Annotated in this window: 10 protein-coding genes; 8 read left to right on the top strand and 2 right to left on the bottom strand. The window is 49.0% G+C overall.

What is annotated here, in order from left to right; translation table 11 throughout:
- Positions 1-556: 556 nt before the first annotated feature.
- Positions 557-4432, bottom strand: a complete 3876-nt coding sequence (locus CHL74_RS03675; protein WP_094879817.1) for an AlbA family DNA-binding domain-containing protein — start codon at positions 4430-4432, stop codon at positions 557-559.
- A 161-nt stretch (positions 4433-4593) separates the two neighbouring features.
- On the opposite strand from CHL74_RS03675, the gene CHL74_RS03680 reads away from it, so the two are divergent.
- The 4 genes from CHL74_RS03680 to CHL74_RS03695 are packed head-to-tail and all read left to right on the top strand — an operon-like array spanning position 4594 to position 11757.
- Positions 4594-5331 (top strand): peptidylprolyl isomerase, encoded by a 738-nt coding sequence (locus tag CHL74_RS03680; protein WP_094879818.1) that lies wholly within the window; start codon positions 4594-4596, stop codon positions 5329-5331.
- Positions 5321-5566 (top strand): hypothetical protein, encoded by a 246-nt coding sequence (locus CHL74_RS03685; protein ID WP_094879819.1) that lies wholly within the window; start codon positions 5321-5323, stop codon positions 5564-5566. Before CHL74_RS03680 ends, CHL74_RS03685 begins: the two co-directional genes overlap by 11 nt.
- A gap of 27 nt (positions 5567-5593) precedes the next feature.
- Entirely contained in the window at positions 5594-8848 is a 3255-nt protein-coding gene (locus CHL74_RS03690) for a UvrD-helicase domain-containing protein (protein WP_094879820.1), read from the top strand.
- Entirely contained in the window at positions 8845-11757 is a 2913-nt protein-coding gene (locus CHL74_RS03695) for a PD-(D/E)XK nuclease family protein (protein ID WP_094879821.1), read from the top strand. The genes CHL74_RS03690 and CHL74_RS03695 overlap by 4 nt, the downstream gene beginning before the upstream one ends.
- A gap of 74 nt (positions 11758-11831) precedes the next feature.
- Here CHL74_RS03695 and tamL read toward each other — a convergent pair whose 3' ends face one another.
- Positions 11832-14048 carry a translocation and assembly module lipoprotein TamL gene (gene tamL / locus CHL74_RS03700; RefSeq protein ID WP_094879822.1) on the bottom strand — a complete coding sequence of 739 codons (2217 nt, stop codon included), beginning with the start codon at positions 14046-14048 and terminating at the stop codon, positions 11832-11834.
- A 116-nt stretch (positions 14049-14164) separates the two neighbouring features.
- Between tamL and CHL74_RS03705 the strand changes: the two genes are divergently transcribed.
- The 4 genes from CHL74_RS03705 to CHL74_RS03720 are packed head-to-tail and all read left to right on the top strand — an operon-like array spanning position 14165 to position 17545.
- Positions 14165-14941 carry a TrmH family RNA methyltransferase gene (locus CHL74_RS03705; RefSeq protein ID WP_094879823.1) on the top strand — a complete coding sequence of 259 codons (777 nt, stop codon included), beginning with the start codon at positions 14165-14167 and terminating at the stop codon, positions 14939-14941.
- 18 nt (positions 14942-14959) lie between these two features.
- Positions 14960-15850 carry a hypothetical protein gene (locus CHL74_RS03710; protein ID WP_094879824.1) on the top strand — a complete coding sequence of 297 codons (891 nt, stop codon included), beginning with the start codon at positions 14960-14962 and terminating at the stop codon, positions 15848-15850.
- Positions 15843-16250 carry a 2-amino-4-hydroxy-6-hydroxymethyldihydropteridine diphosphokinase gene (locus CHL74_RS03715; protein ID WP_176452161.1) on the top strand — a complete coding sequence of 136 codons (408 nt, stop codon included), beginning with the start codon at positions 15843-15845 and terminating at the stop codon, positions 16248-16250. Before CHL74_RS03710 ends, CHL74_RS03715 begins: the two co-directional genes overlap by 8 nt.
- An 11-nt stretch (positions 16251-16261) precedes the next feature.
- Positions 16262-17545: a M64 family metallopeptidase gene (locus CHL74_RS03720; RefSeq protein ID WP_094879888.1), complete on the top strand. Its 1284-nt coding sequence runs from the start codon at positions 16262-16264 to the stop codon at positions 17543-17545.
- The last annotated feature ends 19 nt before the right edge of the window (positions 17546-17564 follow it).

Consider the following 17564-nt stretch of genomic DNA (forward strand, 5'->3'; position numbering starts at 1 on the left):
GGAAATCCGTAATCTTTTATTATAAGTAACTACTCGCACCCCAGTTCGTAAACAAACGTGCTGTCAAAGTGGCGCTTTTATGGTGTCATAGTGCCGCTTTTACCTCCTAAAACCTCAACTATTGCCTTGCAATAGCGCCGCTTTGACACTGTAAAAGTGCATGCAAGGTGGCGAGCGGCGTCGCCACAGGCCTTGGAGAAGGAAGGTAAACTGAGGGGAAAAGCGTAAGGTGTTTCAGTTGTTTCAGTTTCAGTTCGTTTTTTAAGGGTCAGTTATGTCCGAAACACTCTTTTATACACTTATAACTAATTAATAATCAATATATTATATATAAAGAAAGGAAAAGTGATACCCTTTAAAAAACAACTGAAACAACTGAAACTGAAACGCTTGATACATCTGACTCCCAATCAAAATTCATCTAAAAGGCTAAAGGACAACAACTTAGGAGATCACAACAAAGAAAGCTCCAGCCATGTCTTCTCTTGGTAGATGCCTTGAATTGGTCAAACAATAGTGATTTATTTAAAGTATTACAATATTTTCGTACACAATATCACTCCAGATTCTCTGCTTTTACGCCAGGTATGGCTTCGAGGCAGCGGTGTGCGTCGGCGGAACGGAGGTTGATGCCGATGGACTTTCGGGATGTCGGGCGTATGTCCTGGGCAGCAGCGGCAGGAACTATCTCGGCGAAGAAGAGGCTGTCGAAGGAACAATCGACGGGACAGTCGCCGTCGTCCTGCATTCCTCCCTGGCTGAAGGCGGAGAGATCGTCAAAGCGGACGTAACGCACTCCCTTGCTGTCGGTGAGACCAAGGCAGAGCATATCGTCCTGACCACCGATGGAGGCATAGACCACCTCGGCGGCAGAGCTGCGCTTGAAGATGCGGTCGCGGTCACGCTTGAGAAGCTGCGAGACGGGGATGCGACATACACGACCCGTGTCGTAGACCATTACCAGCCAACGGTCTTCCTCCTCCTCGTGTACGGCAATCTTGAGGAGCGCCGGCTGATAGTCGTCCTCGTCCAGCACCTTATAGTTGCCGTCCGCCATGATGCTGATGACAGCCGAAACGGGTAGGTAATTGTCGTAATCGTCATACTCATGCAGGATGTTGTTGCGTGAGCGTGACGTCTGGACCGTCCACTCCCCTGCCTCATCGTAAGAGGAAGAGTCGGCTGGCGTTTGCTTCTCGGCTATGGGAGCCGGAGACGCCTCCTCTACCGGCAGATCGGTCTGCGGCTGATGCTGCGCCGCCCATGCCCTACGCTGCGAGAGGAAGCTCTCACGATAGGTGTCGTTGACGCAACGTGCCGAGGTGCCCATACGCTCATAGTAATTGCCATCCACCATGATGGGCGTGGGACATGGCTCGATGCGGATGATGAGAACGTCCCCCTTGATGGTATTGTCAAAGTTGGTGTGGACGTAATGGGCAGCCTGCTGACCGAGGTCTTGTGCCACGCAGTTGTCTACGTAGACCTTATACTTGTCGCGAGATCGTGAGAAGAGCGGATGCTTGAGATCCTCGTCGATGCCCATCTCGTAGCCGATGTCAGACACACCTATATATAATGTGCCGCCTTCCGCATTCAGGAAGGCACAAATCTCCTGCATAATCTTGAGGCGCTGCGCCTTGATGTCCACGCGCATGGACGACTCAGGATAAATGATGGAAGTCTTGAACTCCGTATGGAAGTCCTCCGAACCGTAATTCTTCTTATTTGAATGGTTCTTGTCGAGTTTGAGCAGGGACCTGATCTTGTCAAGGATGTCGCCCGCCTGAGTGAGCAGCCCAGCCTTCTTCACGGTATTGTGCGCCATGACGAGGGAGGCAAGCTGCTGCAGCTGCGGATTCTCGTTGTTGAGCGACTTACCGTAGAGATAGTCATAATAGTCGTCTTTATTGATGCAGCCGATAATTTGGAGCTGCTCGAAGTCGTGGCGCAGGGTGGCGTTATGATATATGAATGCGGCATCGTTCTCCTCCTGACGATGTATGGCCTCAAGGCTGATGGAGTCAGAGACGGCAAACTCGTTGAGGAGTTCGAGGAGGCGCAGACGGCTGGCGTAATAATTGATTCGCTCGTCATCGGCAAGGAGCTTGGCGATGAGACGGCAGTAAGAGAGATAATTGTAGGCACGTACGCTGTCGTTCTCGATAGTGGCCTTGGCGTCAATTATGAACATCAGCTCTCGGACGCTACGCTTGTCCATGGTGCGCACTTCCTCCTCAGCGGCAGAGCTGCCCGTCACGATGTCATAAACCTCGCCTCCGGCAAAATTGACCATAAGACGATGGAAAGCCTCAGCCACGGAGATGTGGCGAAGGTCGGAATAGCCGTTGAAGGTGGAGGCGATGAAGCCGTTGGTGCCCTTGGCAAGGCAGTCCACCTCTACGACGGCTCCCTTATAGAGGTCGTCCATGGTGATGTCGGGGCTGGGCGATACCGAAACCGACAGTCCCTCATAGCTGATGGCTGGCACACACTTGGCGCCAGCCGCACCCTTATTGACGATGCAGGTAAGGACAGAATCGTAACCGAGATGTTCCTCACGATACTGCTCCATAAACTCCGTTATGTATTCGGACATGCCGAAGACGTAAGTGCCGTCAGGATTGATGGCCTTGACGTATACGTCGAGGATGAGCGGCTTGCCGTCTTTCTCGAACGTGGAGACGCCGATGTCGCCGGGATAATAAGGTGAGCAGTCTGTGCGGATGTCCAGCGTGCCTGTGCCCTCCACCTCGTCGTTGACAATCTTACACTCGAAAACCAACGTGCCGGGGATGCGTCTGAAGATGATGACATGTGTCTGGTCGTCGATGTCGAGACTATTAATCTTAGACTGTATGAGAGAAGACTGTGCTGAGAAAACAGCTGTGTAAAGATACTCCCACAACTTCTTATACTGTCCGATGGTCTTGTATGTGCAGTTGCGAAGGTCGGACGGAATCTTCTCGTCAAGCTCCACCCCGAGTCCGTGCCACAACTTGAGTTCAGAGGGTAATGCGCTGTAACGACTGCCCATCATAGGAGGAGTGGATGGCATGAGGGTAATGGACGAATGATTGACAAGAAGGCGGGTCTTGCCGGAACGGAACTCAGCCCCGTCGAAGTCTTCCACGCTATTGTCGTCAATCTGCGAGCAAAGCATATTGGCCATAATGAAAGCGTCGTCACAATCGAAAGGCAGGGAAAAGTCGATGTCGGCATCCGTAAAGAGAGAAAGGAAAGCCTTATTGAGCGTCTTCTCGGGTTCGCTGACGTTCATGAGCGATACGAGGCGATAAAGCGTGGAGAGATTGAGGGGAAGGTCGATATAGGGAGATGTAAGGTTCTTCGCCAGCATCAGCTCTATGGCAAGCGTGCTTATCATGGTCTCGCGAGCGGCAGAGTCGGTCTGGAGCTTGTCGTTCTCAGGATAGAGGCGCGAGACATAGAGGTCGAGTATCTTAAGTAGCTGACGCTGGAAGGGCGGACGGCGCCACAACGAATCGGGCTGCGAACGGAGAGAGGAAAGGATGAGCGATATGGTCCGCTGCATGACGGAAGCGTCAAACATGAAGATGCCGAGGATGATGCCGAAATGCTTGCGGGGATGATAGATGAAAGCCGACTCAGAGAGGGTCTTGAGGACATCTTCCACATAGCCGACAGCCTCGCCACTATCTACCTTCTCCATAGCCTGAACGCAATAGCCAGTCTGCTCTATTATCTCCGTGAAGCGTTGCTCCAGTAGGCTGCGCTCCACAATTGTGCACTTAGGAAGGAAGGCAGGCGAAGCAAGGGCGGCAAGAGACCGGCGGCGGATGTCAGAAAGCACTTCGGGAAGTTCCTCCTTAGGCGTGGACGTTACGACGTGCTGAAGGAAGGAGCCGAACGCCGTGCTGAACGTCTCGATGTCAGAATCGCTGAGGACAAGAGTGCGTAAAGCCGGAGTGTTCCAGACGCAGTCGCCAATAATGGATGCGATGTCTGCATCCTTAAGCGAAAACTCGGACGCAGCAGCACCCAGAGTGGAGATAAAACGCACCTCCATGTTTTTCTGTAAGATATTAAGTATCTGACACTTGACGCGTGGCGTTAAAGCAGAATTGATGGTAGGAATCCAGTTCATCAGCGCCGTAAAGCCATAATTGTCCTCAAGCACAAACTTATCGTCCTTTATATACTTAATCTGAAATTCCACTTCGTCACCTATCTTATACCGCTCCTGCATAAGACGCTGGATGTTCTGCGACATATAGATGCCCCCGTTGTCGGTTTGATAATAAATGCAGTCAATAAAATCAGGCTTGGGTTGTTGTCGCTGGAACGCCAACTGCGACACCTGATAAATCTTGCCTTCATGTTCAACAATAAACTTATGACGGTCTTCATCTATTCGGACCACTTTAACTTTCAGAAAATGCAAATTGCTCATTTTAATAAATTGGTTTGGTTAATGATTAGCTTGCAAAATAACAAAAAACATTCAATTTCGGGCGTATAATAGGCGAAAATTTATGGTTTGTTAAAAGAAGAGGTTAGACAAAAAGTAGTAACTTTGCATAAAACATACATTTTAAGAAAACATTAACGACAATGGCAAACATCAAAATCACAACCACTATGGGCGACATCACAGTACGCCTGTACGACGAGACCCCACTCCATCGCGACAACTTCGTAAAGCTGGCTTCGGAGGGATATTATGACAACGTGCTGTTCCACAGAGTGATAGAGAACTTTATGATTCAGGGCGGCGACCCCGACTCGAAGAACGCTCCTGCCGGAAAGCAGTTGGGCATGGGAGGTCCTGACTATACCATCAAGGCAGAGATAAAGCCCAACCTCTTCCACAAGCGCGGCGCCCTGTGCGCAGCTCGCATGGGCGACGAGGTAAACCCGAACCGTGAGTCGAGCGGCAGCCAGTTCTATATTGTCTGGGGCGACGTGTATAAGGCTTCGCAGCTGAAGCAGATGGAGAAGCAGATGAAGCAGAACCAAGTGACCATCACCTTCAACGACCTCGTGACATACCACAAGGAGGAGATAATGGAGATGCGCCGCAATCGTGACCGTGCCGGCCTGCAGGACATGCAGGAGCGTCTGATGAAGGAAGCACAGGACATCTGCAAGGCTAATCCTGTGGGACTGAGCGAGGAGCAGATGGAGGCATACACGACCATCGGCGGCACTCCACACCTGGACGGACAGTACACGGTATTCGGCGAGGTGACAGAAGGACTGGACGTGGTGGAGAAAATCCAGTCTGTAGAGACGCAGCGTGGCGACCGCCCCTGCGAGGACATCAAGATATTGAAGACAGATGTACTGTAAAGACAGCATAGAGTCGGCATACTGCTTCTTCCACCAGAAGTGGAGAGTGTATGCCCACTCCACCATACCGTCCCAGAAGGACGACATCGAGTATGCCATCTCTTCATACGTGCAGGATATGGACAAGGCGCTATACAGCCATATAGCACACGGAAAGGAGGACTTTCTGTGCGAACACCTGACGTTCGCTTCCGACATGCAAAGCGCCCTACATGACCTGGAAAACATGATGTGACACCTTTTTCTAAAAACAAAACATTATATGAACGACAAGGCTCTTACTATATATAAGGCAAGTGCTGGTAGCGGAAAGACATTCACGCTTTCCGCAGAATACATAAAACTGCTTATCCTAAATCCTAACAGCTACCGAAGCACTCTTGCCGTGACCTTCACCAACAAGGCTACGGAGGAGATGAAAATGCGCATCCTCAGCCAGCTATACGGCATCTGGAAACAACTGCCAGACTCGAAGGGATATGCGGACAAGATAAAGAAAGAGCTGGGCATAGGCGACAAGATGCTTACGGAGAGAGCCGGCATAGCCCTTCACAACATCGTAAGCAACTACAGCTACTTCAGAATAGAGACCATCGACTCTTTCTTTCAGAGCGTGCTACGCAATCTTGCAAGAGAGCTGGACCTGACAGCCAATCTCAAGGTGGAGCTGAACGACGAGGACATCGAGTCGAACGCCGTGGACCAGCTCATAACCGAACTGCGCGAGAAGGACGACTTTCTGAAATGGATAATGGACTTCATCCAGGAGAACATCGACGAAGAACACGACTGGAACGTCATCGGAAACATCAAGGAATTCGGCAAGAACATATTCAAGGAATTCTATAAGACACACTCGAAGGAGCTGAACAAGAAGCTGGCGGAGAAGGGATTTTTCGGACGTTATACCCACATGCTGCGCCAGCTCAGAGACAACGCCAAGAAAGACATCCAGACAGAAGCCGAACGCTTCTTTCAGGCGCTGGAGGAAAGAGGATATACGGTGAATGACCTGAGCAATAAAACGAAAGGCGTGGCTAGATACTTCATCAAGATAAGGAACGGAGTGATGGACGACAGCATTCTGACAAAAACGGCTGTCGGAGCGCTCAACGGCGAAACGGACAAATGGGTGACGGGAAGCGCCCCGCAAGACTTGCGCGACTTCGCCACAGGCACGCTGGCGAAGATTCTGGAGGAGACGGAAGAGGTGAGATCGAAAAGATGGCGTACGTACCAGTCGGCTGCACTAACCCTGCGAAACATCAATCAGCTGCGACTCCTTAACAGCATAGATACAAAGGTGAGGGAGATGAATATGGAAACCAACCGCTTCCTGCTCAGCGACACCCACTCCCTACTCCACTCGCTCATACAGGACTCTGACTCGCCCTTCATCTTCGAAAAGATAGGCACACGTCTGGAGACCATCATGATAGACGAGTTTCAGGACACGAGCGTCATACAATGGCAGAACTTCAAGGTGCTGCTGGAAGAATGTATGAGTAACGGCGAGACTAAAGGCAACCTTATCGTAGGCGACGTGAAGCAGAGCATCTACAGATGGCGATCGGGCGACTGGCGAATGCTGAACAACATAGAGACGGAATTTCCTGGCAAGAATGACATGCTGAAACTGGAACCTCTGGACACCAACTGGCGTTCGCAACGTAACGTCATAGTCTTCAACAACGCATTCTTCAAAGCTATGGCTGACGTGGAGTATGACAATCTGACACAGCTGGACAGCTCGGACAACGGCATACTACGTGCCGAACAGCTGAAGAAGGCTTACTCGGACGTGGAGCAGAAAGTGGCGGAGAAGAAGAAGGAGGCTTTAGGACGTGTGGAGATAACCTTGCTGCCAGGCAATAAGGGCAACAACTCGAACGAGGAGATGATGGAGATGGTGAAGACCAACATAGAAAGCCTGCTCAGCCAAGGAGCGGCATTGGCGGACATAGCCATCATAGCAAGATCAAACAATACATTGCAAGCCATAGCTGACTATCTGGCGATGGAGCTGCCGACGGTCAGACTGGTGTCGAACGAGGCGTACAGGCTGGACAGCTCTATGGCGGTGGAGATAATCGTAAACGCCATGCGTTACCTTGTGGACACGGACAATGCCGTGACAGCAATATACCTCCAGAAAGCCATACTGACACACATCATGGGAAAGACGGAGGAAGAAGCCAACAGCATTATTGCCAAGGAAGGATCGTTCGCAGAAACGCTTCCGGCAGAATATCTCAATAACCTGACGGAGCTGGCTTGCATGCCGCTATACGACTTGGCAGAGCACCTCTACAACATCTTCCACCTCCAGACCATAGAGGGCGAAGACGCTTACCTCTTCAAGTTCTTCGACTTGCTGGCAGACTTCATCGTCAACAATACGGCTGACATCAATACGTTCATAAACGAATGGGACAGCTCGTTCTACAAGAAGACCATTCCTGCCGACTCCATCGACGGCATACAACTCATAACCATACATAAGAGTAAGGGACTGGAGTTTGAGCACGTGATAATGCCGTTCTGCGACTGGCAGATAGAGAAGAGCGGAACGATATGGTGTTCGCCAAAGGATGATCCCTTCGATGCCCTGCCCGTGCTCCCCGTACCGTTCAGCTCAAAGCAGATGCTGGGCACCATATATGAGGAAGACTACTATGAGGAGCATCTGCAGAACATGGTGGACAATCTGAATATGCTATATGTGGGTTTCACACGAGCTTCGTCAAGCCTCATCGTTTTCGGCAAGCGTGGCAACTCGCTCAGCAGATCATCGTCAATGGAGCAAGCCCTCTTCAAGATGGATCTGCCTGGAAGCGTCATAGAAGGAACGCCAGGCGACAACAAGAGCACCATGACATTCACGTACGGCGAAACTTATATAGCCAAGGAACACAAGCATGAAGCGTCGGCTAACATCTTCCTTCCCAAGAAGGAGAAGATAGAGGCGGCATACAGGAGTTACAAAGGAAAAGGAAAGTTCCGACAGAGCAACAAGAGCCAGGACTTTATCACACCCGACGACAACGTGGAGGAAAAGCAGAAACAGACGTACATCAAGACGGGACGACTGCTGCACAAGCTGTTTGCCACGATAAAGACCAAGGCTGACATCTGCCCTGCCATAGACGAACTGGTGGCAGAAGGCGTGCTGGACGACGAGACCATGACGGCTGAACAGCTGAGGAAGATGGTGGAGAAGAGAATGACGAACAAGCAGGTGGCAGAATGGTTCGAGGACAAATGGACGCTCTTCAACGAATGCTCCATCCTGCTGTACGATAAGGCTACGGACACCGTGACGGAACGACGACCGGACAGAGTGATGAAGGACGGCGAGAGGATTGTAGTAGTGGACTTCAAGTTCGGCAATCCGGCTCCGGAATATATTGATCAAGTAAGAAACTATATGGCAATAATGAAGAACATGGGATATGCCGACGTGAAGGGATACCTGTGGTATGTTTATTCTAACACTATAGAGGAGGTAAGATTATGAACGAGACATCTTTCCTGGAACATGTGGCGAAAGACCTGCTGAGCAAGCACGGAACCGACCTTTCGCGCATGGCGGTGGTATTCCCTAACAAGCGTGCGGCGCTCTTCATGAACGAGTTTCTGGCACGTAATGCGGAGAAGCCGGTATGGAGCCCCACGTATATGACCATAAGCGAGCTGTTCGGCAAGCAATCAGAATATGCTCTCGGCGACTCGATAAAACTGATATGCGACCTACACAAGTCGTTCGTAAAGTGCACGGGACTGGCAGAAGACCTCGACCACTTCTATGGTTGGGGACAGCTGCTGCTCTCCGACTTTGACGATGTGGACAAGAATATGGCTGACGCCGAACGGGTGTTCAGCAACCTGAAGGACATACACGAGCTGGACGACATATCATACTTGGACGAAGAACAGCGCGACATTCTGAAGAAATTCTTCGCAAACTTCACGGAGGACAAGGAAACGGAACTGAAGAAGAAATTCCTCAGCCTATGGTGTCACTTCGGCGACATCTATGCAGACTATCGTGACCGGCTGAAGAAGCAAGGACTGATGTATGAGGGTGCGCTTTACAGAGACGTGGTGGAGAACAAAGATCTGAAGCTCGACTTCGACCAATATGTCTTTGTGGGATTCAATCTGCTGCATACCGTAGAACGACAGCTTTTCTCGACAATAAAGAAGCAGGGCAAGGCTCTCTTCTATTGGGACTTCGACAACTACTATATGCCGAAACCCGGAAGACAGCACAATCCGTCAGCAGGAACATACATAGCACAATACTTGGACGACTTTCCCTGCGAGCTGGACATAAAGTCAGAGGATGTGTATGACAATATGAAGGGCGAGAAGCACATGACCTACATATCGGCTTCCTCAGAGAATGCCCAGGCACGCTTTGCCGGCAACTGGCTGATGGAGAACGACAGATATAAGGCGGGCAAAAAGACTGCCATAGTGATGTGCGACGAAAACATACTGCTGCCCTTGATGCACAGTCTGCCGGAGGATATAAACAAGGTGAACATCACAAGCGGTTATCCGCTTGCCACGACACCAATATTCTCTTTCGTGTCACAACTCTACGACCTCTACACCTTGGGTATGAGGCAGAACGGACAAAGCTACGGCACGTCACTTCTCAGCAAGGTGATGGGACATCCATACGCAGGAATGGCAACAGAAAGCGCGGCTGACCTGCTGAAAGAGATAAAGGAGAGACGCCTGCAATATCTGTCCGTGCAGTATCTGGCTACGTACGAGAAGGACGAAGGCATGGACGTGATGTTCAGCCAACTGCCAAAGACGAACGAAGGCATGACATTCAATTCGGCTTTGCTCGGCAAACTATCGAACATCGTAAAGCGAATTGGCATTACGGGGGCACAGCAGGAGAAGGACGCCTTCTTCCAAGAGGCGGTATTCAGAATGTATACCGTGCTGAACCGACTGAAGACGCTGACGGACAACGGCGACTTGGACGTCGACCAGAATACGCTACGACGACTGATAAGGCAGATTGTGACCACTACTGCCATCCCGTTCCATGGAGAGCCTATCGTGGGAATACAGATAATGGGTGTGCTGGAAACGCGAAACCTCGACTTCGACAACCTCCTCATCCTTTCATGCAACGAGGGCAACATGCCGAAGGGCGTAAACGACTCGTCCTTCATTCCCTACGCCATACGAAAGGCTTACGGACTGACCACCATAGACAATAAGGTGGCCATATATTCGTATTACTTCCATCGCCTCATACAAAGAGCCGGAAACGTCACCATTATGTATAACGAGGCTACAGAGAACGGACATACGGGAGAGATGAGCCGCTTCATGCTACAACTCATGGTGGACGGCAGCCAGCAGATAAAGCATGCCAGCCTGTCAGCATCAAATGCCACAACGCCTATAAAGAGAAGAAGCATCTGTAAGGACAAGAACGTCATGAGCGTGCTGGACGGTATGAAGAGCATGTCGCCTTCTGCCGTTAACAAATATATAAGGTGTCCGCTACAGTTCTTCTTTCAGTACGTGGCAAACGTGAAGGAGCCGGACTGCAACGACGAGGATATAGACAACCGCATGTTCGGAAACATTTTCCATAAGGCTGCACAATTCATATATGAGGATATAGCAAGCCATAACAACAATGTGGTGACAGACGCGTTCATCGACAAATATATAGATAATGAGGAATTGCTCGGAGACGTTGTGGACAAGGCGTTCAGCGAAGAATTCTTCAAGACTGACATATCAAAGGGCAAGATAAGCCTGAACGGACTGCAGATTATCAACAGAGAAGTGATTCTGACTTTCCTGCAGCAGATGCTGCGTCACGACAGAGCAAATACGCCCTTCAACATTCTGGCTTTGGAAACTGCCGTGTATGAAGACGTAAGCTTTACCACTCCAAGCGACGGCAAGCAGAGGAAGCTAGAAGTGGGCGGCATCATAGACCGACTGGATATGGTGAAGGACAGAAAGACTGGAGAGGACGTCATACGAGTGCTCGACTACAAGACAGGTAGGCAACCTAAATACGTATTGAAGAATGTGGAAGAGGTGTTTAATGCTGCAAACATAAGCAGCAAACACTCCGACTATTACCTTCAGACTCTCATGTATGCACTTAACGTGAGAGGTTCAAGGAAGCTGAATCCTGCAGGACTGAAGGTGGCGCCTGCCCTTATGTTCATAAAGCAGACCGTCAACAAGGACTACGATCCTATTCTGTATTTCGACAAGGAAAGAATTATGGACGTGCTGCCTTCCAAGACGGAATATACGGAGCACCTGAAGGATGTGCTGAAAGACATATTTGACCCTTCGGTAAGTTTTACGCCTACGAAGGACAAGAAGACATGCGACACGTGTGCGTTCCAGAAGATTTGCGGAAGATAAAAAGGAATACGTAGAAGATAAAAAAACTTGTGGAAGGTTTGCTGTAACGGGCAGACTTTCCACAAGTTTTTTGTTTAGAACGGCAGACCGACGGCAAAATGCAAAGCCATGTCGCGACCGAAGTTGGGATTAAGAATCGGAAAGTGTTGGCGCTTATTGTCGTATACGGGATTGATGGCTTTCATACCCATATCCAGTCTTATGACAAAATAGTCGAGATTGAGACGTAAGCCCAAGCCGTACGATACGGCTATCTGCTTATAAAACTCGTCAAAGCGGAACTGGCCACCCTTCTGCTCCTCGTAATACTTCAGAGTCCAGATATTTCCGGCGTCCACAAAGAAGGCACCATTAAACTTCCAGAAAAGGAAGGTCCGAAGCTCAGCATTAAGGTCGAGCTTCATGTCGCCGGTCTGATTGATGAAGTCGATGTTGCCGTCAGTACCCTTATACCGTCCCGGACCGAGTTCTCTCACTCCCCATCCACGTACAGAGTTGGCACCACCAGAGAAGTAGCGCTTCTCGAAAGGCAGCACCTTACTGTTGCCGTAAGGATAAGCTATGCCCAAGCCCACATGCATGGCAAGCGTGTTCTTGGTGTCGATGGTCAGCACTCGCGTGTAATCGAAGTCGCCCTTAACGTATTGGGCATACGCAATGTTGAACAACGTATACTGTCCTTCGGCGTTTTTCTTGTCGCCAAGAATGTGCGAGATGGCGCTAAGAAGATTGCCGCCGATCTCGAAGTTAGACCTTACGGCATGCTTACCGTTATTATAATGGAAGTTTATGCCGGTCTTAAGGATGAAGAGATCCTCGTAGTTATACTTCAAAATGGCATTTCTGCTCGACACATCGTCAAGGTAGTTGGTCTTGAACGTCTGCGAAATCCAAGGCATGTGCACGTAGTTGATGTCAAGGAGGTCGAATCGGTAAGAGCGATGTCGTCTGTTGTTCTTCCAATGATATCGCCATGCACCCGTAAGGACACGTCTGTGAAACTCGGGACGGTTCTGGAGGTTATAGCTGAAGAGAAGCTCCGACTGGAGATTCAGCTCTTTCTTGAAGCGCTTGGTAAGGAAGGGCGCTATGATGCGGGGGAACATCAGCTTGGTCTCCACATTATACTCCTCATAATCCTTGTTCTGATAGCCGTCAAGACCTGAGATGGCCTCGAAAGCTCCACGCAGCTGGATACTGAAAAGCTCGCTACCACGGAAGAGATTGTTGTTCTCATAAGTCAACGACACAGCAGCACCAAGGTCGCCCGCAGTATTGGTGCCTTCCGGTTGGAAGGAAATGGAATTGGGCTTGCGGGTGCTTATCTGAATGTCGCAATTCAGAAGGTTGGTGTCAGGCAGCTCCGTAAAGTGAATGTTGGTGTACTTAACCGCTTGCAGACGTCCGAACTTATTATATGTGTCCTGCAATGCTGTGGCAGAGAAAGGCTGTCCTTCCTCCACATACGTATTGTTGACCAAGACTTTCTGGCGTAATGGAATGAAAGGCTTGCCATCGCCGCTGGCATAACGTATGCCGTTTATGAAGTATTGCTTGTGATTGGTCTCAACGCCGTTATTGGAAGCACGATACTTTATTATCCTAAGCTTTACATCCACGGTTCCTCCCTTACCTGTGGAGTCGACATCGAAGTGGATGAAATCCTTATTGAACTTATAGAATCCCTTATCAGCAAGAATCTTCACTATTCGCTTTCGCTCATTATCGAGATTTTCGCTTGAGAAATCCATACCGGTTTTAAGACCGCGGCTATTAGGGTCGTTAAGATGAAGAAACTCCTCCAACGTAGGATCCTCGCTCTCATATACCACATTACCTATAGTATAAAGATGTCCGGGACGCACGGTATAGTTGACGTGCGCCCTACGCTTCTTGCTCGTGGTGGTTCTGCTTACCTCAGCATTCAGATATCCCTTCGACTGCATGGCAGAAGTCATGTCATGGAGAGTTCGGTTGCTTTCTATGGAATCGTAAACGACAGGAGGTTCGCCTAAACGGCGCAGGAATCTGTTCATCCATACCGTAGAGTCGCGACCTGAAAGGCTATACAAAGAAAGGGGGACCTTGAAGACGGAGAACCACTTGGTGTTGGGGCGCTGATGGACGTAGGGATAGAGAGTACGACCGTCAAAAACAGAATCCTCACTCTGGATGGTGGTCTTCTTCAAGAGATATTGGTCTTCTGGAACAAACTTGAGCGAAGAACAAGATGCCAAGATACATATCGTGAAGACAAAAACGGGCAAAATCCATTTACCACTTCTAAACATTCTAAAACCTATACTTTTATTAGTAATAATATATTCTAAATATCTTTGCAAAGTTAATAAATAAAAAATATAATTACTACCTTTGCAGAATATAATTTATAGTTTTCGTACTGATTATGATTAGCAAGAACAAGATAAAGTATATCCATTCACTTGAAAACAAGAAGGGCCGCGACTCACAAGGAATGTTCGTGGCTGAGGGTCCGAAGGTGGTGGCTGACATTTTGGCATTACACAAAGAGAAGCTGCGCATGCTGGTAGGCACAAAGGATTGGTTTGACAATAACATGAAGCTTATTCCGAAGAACGCGGGATGCGAAATCGTGGAAGTAACGAACGAAGAACTGTCAAAGACAAGTCTGCTCTGTCATCCGCAGCAGGTACTTGCTGTCTTCGAAAAGTTAAACACCCAGATAGACATCAACGACATAGCTAAGAAGCTGACACTCATGACCGACGGCGTGCAGGACCCTGGCAACCTTGGCACCATCATACGCATAGCAGACTGGTTCGGCATTGAGAACATAATATGCAGCACAGACACGGTGGACGTATACAATCCAAAGGTGGTGCAGGCAACTATGGGAAGCCTGGCAAGGGTGAACATCACGTACATGGACATGGAAAAACTCTTTGCTATCGTACCGTCAGACCTTCCCGTTTACGGAACTCTGTTGGAAGGCAAGAACATATATGAACAGCCGCTTACGGACAACGGCCTTATCATAATGGGCAACGAGGGCAAGGGACTGTCCGCTCTCAGCCGCTCAAAGATAACCAGAGCCATCCGCATACCCAATTATCCAGAAGGACGTGAGACGGCTGACAGTCTGAATGTGGCTGTGGCAACTGCTATTGTAGCAGCAGAATTCAGACGTTCGATTAAATATTAAACAAAACCTCATAACGATATGATTATAAACGAATTGATAAAGAGTCGTAGTCACGCAGGATGTATCAGCTCCTCGGCTAAGCTTTATTCGGACAACCTCTCCACAATATTCAAGAAGACATGGCTCATAACCCTCTTGGCATCTATATGTTTCTCGGCAATCTCTTTCCTGCCGACAACAGTAATGCCGGGACAGATAAGCCCAATGATGTTTCTGGGCATATATGCATGCTACTTGCTTTTGCTCGTAATAGTATCGTCATGCGCCATGGCTACCTTTGCCAAACTGGTGAACGGAGAATCATATAAGCACACGCTAACGAAATGCACAGCTGTAACAGCCACGCAATTAGTAACACTTATCGTAGCCACTACGGCTGTATACAGTAGCCAGCAAAGTCTGGTAAAGTGGACGGCAAGTCTTGGTGCAGCTTCCTCACAGGTGCTTGTCGCTTTGGGTGTATTGGTAGTAGTGGCGGTATTTTTCGTTCTGCTTTCTCCATTAGCTTACACTCATACAAAATACATTCTTGAGAACGGCTCAAAGTATGCGTCATGTTTCGGCAAGCCATATAGTTTCGGTATGAAGAACTGCGGATATATAATCCTTTCCGTTATTGTTGCTTTACTTGAACTCGTATTGTCAATATTCTTATTCTCAATACCTTTCATAGTATGTCACTTCTCAAGTTTCGCCGATTTTCTCGGAACATTGGACGGCGACACAAGCGGTCTTCCTTCATACTTCAACATGCTGGTATTCGGAACTAACATCGTATTCTGCTTCCTGACATATTACGTCGTATACAGCATTTTCCTGCTGTTCTGCTTTGTTTATGGCAACATTGAAGCAAAACGCATCGGAACAGCCAAAGACCAATCACCCCAAGACGCAGCAAAGGATGAATAAAGTGATTGTAGCTATCGGCTCAAACTATGACAGCAGACCGAGGATAGAGGCAGCAAAAAAGTCGCTCCAACGACTAATACATAATGCCGGATTCACGCCTGAGAAAGAGACTGCGCCAATCGGCGTCAGCTTGCCTTGCGCCAACTACACAAACCTGCTCGCCTATGGCTATACCGACATCAGCATAGACAGCCTTCGTGAGCATCTGAAGGACATAGAGAAGGCATGCGGCGACAAACGCGAGGAACGCCGGAAAGGCAAGGTGGCGATGGACCTTGACATTCTACTCTATGGCAGCAGCCACCACCATGACGCCGACTGGCAAAGAGACTATATTAAAGAGATGATACATTCTATACATCATTTTCTGCAGGACGTAAACAACATCAAACAACAATGAAAAATCATATTATGCACAAACTTATTCTGGCTGCCATAATGCTCGTCATTACAGCATCAGCCAACGTAATCAAAGCACAGCCACGATTCGACGAATGCTTCGCCGACTCTACACTTCGCCTTGACTATATATTCTCAGGCAACGCATCACATCAGAAAATTTCCGTTGACAAACTTTGTCTTATGCCACGATGGTATGGCAAGAAAGCACATCTGGACGAACTGCCTATGGAAGGCAACGGACAGATAACAGTACGTGACGCTAAGACCAACGCCGTGATATACCGCAACTCCTTCTCTACGCTTTTCCAGGAGTGGCTGACATACGACGAGGCAAAGCACGTGGACAAGGCTTTTGAGAACGTATTTCTTATTCCGATGCCTAAGAACACGGTGAAGGTAACTGTGGATTTGATGGACAATCGTCGTCAGGTGATGTGCAGCATGACACATACCGTTGTGCCCAACGACATCCTCATCAGACATATCGGCTTCTCACATGTTACACCATACACCACAATTCAGGCAGCCAAGGACACTACCAAGTGCATCCACATAGCCTACGTAGCAGAGGGCTATACAGAAGCAGAGATGGACGTATTCCTCAAGGACGTGAAACTTGCCAACGAAGCGATGTTCAGCCACGAGCCGTTCAAGGAATTGCGCGACCGCTTTAATGTCGTGGCTGTATGTTCGCCTTCCGCCGAATCCGGAACAAGCGAACCATCGAAGGGAGTATGGAAGTCGACCGCTCTTGGCAGCCATTTCGACACGTTCTATTCTGACAGATATCTCACAACGCTTAACCTCAAAGACCTTCACAATGTCTTGGCAGGTACGCCCTACGAGCACATTATTGTGCTTGTGAATACAAGCGAGTATGGCGGAGGTGGTATTCTCAACTCATACAATCTCTCAATGACCCATCATCCATTGTTCCAGAAAGTAGTAGTGCACGAGTTCGGTCATAGTTTCGCAGGATTGGCAGACGAATATGCTTATGAGCAGGAACAACTGTCAATACATCCTCTCGACATCGAGCCTTGGGAACCCAACATCACTTCACTCGTAAACTTCAAGGGTAAATGGGAGAATCTCTTGCCGAAGAAATATGAGGTGCCGACACCTGTCGTAGGCAACAAGAAGAAGATTGGACTTTATGAGGGTGCTGGCTATCAGATGAAGGGTATGTACAGAGGTCAGGAAGACTGTCGTATGAGAAGTAACAACGTACCATATTTTTGCACCATCTGCCAGAACCATCTGCGAAATCTTATACGCTTCTATACAGAATGACGAGATTATGGAATAAAAT

The sequence above is a fragment of the Prevotella sp. 885 genome (assembly GCF_002265625.1).
Taxonomy (GTDB): domain Bacteria; phylum Bacteroidota; class Bacteroidia; order Bacteroidales; family Bacteroidaceae; genus Prevotella.

Coding starts and splice junctions, on each gene's coding strand:
- CHL74_RS03675 (WP_094879817.1), bottom strand. CDS start 4,432: ATGAGCAATTTGCATTTTCTGAAAGTTAAAGTGGTCCGAATAGATGAA.
- CHL74_RS03680 (WP_094879818.1), top strand. CDS start 4,594: ATGGCAAACATCAAAATCACAACCACTATGGGCGACATCACAGTACGC.
- CHL74_RS03685 (WP_094879819.1), top strand. CDS start 5,321: ATGTACTGTAAAGACAGCATAGAGTCGGCATACTGCTTCTTCCACCAG.
- CHL74_RS03690 (WP_094879820.1), top strand. CDS start 5,594: ATGAACGACAAGGCTCTTACTATATATAAGGCAAGTGCTGGTAGCGGA.
- CHL74_RS03695 (WP_094879821.1), top strand. CDS start 8,845: ATGAACGAGACATCTTTCCTGGAACATGTGGCGAAAGACCTGCTGAGC.
- tamL (WP_094879822.1), bottom strand. CDS start 14,048: ATGTTTAGAAGTGGTAAATGGATTTTGCCCGTTTTTGTCTTCACGATA.
- CHL74_RS03705 (WP_094879823.1), top strand. CDS start 14,165: ATGATTAGCAAGAACAAGATAAAGTATATCCATTCACTTGAAAACAAG.
- CHL74_RS03710 (WP_094879824.1), top strand. CDS start 14,960: ATGATTATAAACGAATTGATAAAGAGTCGTAGTCACGCAGGATGTATC.
- CHL74_RS03715 (WP_176452161.1), top strand. CDS start 15,843: ATGAATAAAGTGATTGTAGCTATCGGCTCAAACTATGACAGCAGACCG.
- CHL74_RS03720 (WP_094879888.1), top strand. CDS start 16,262: ATGCACAAACTTATTCTGGCTGCCATAATGCTCGTCATTACAGCATCA.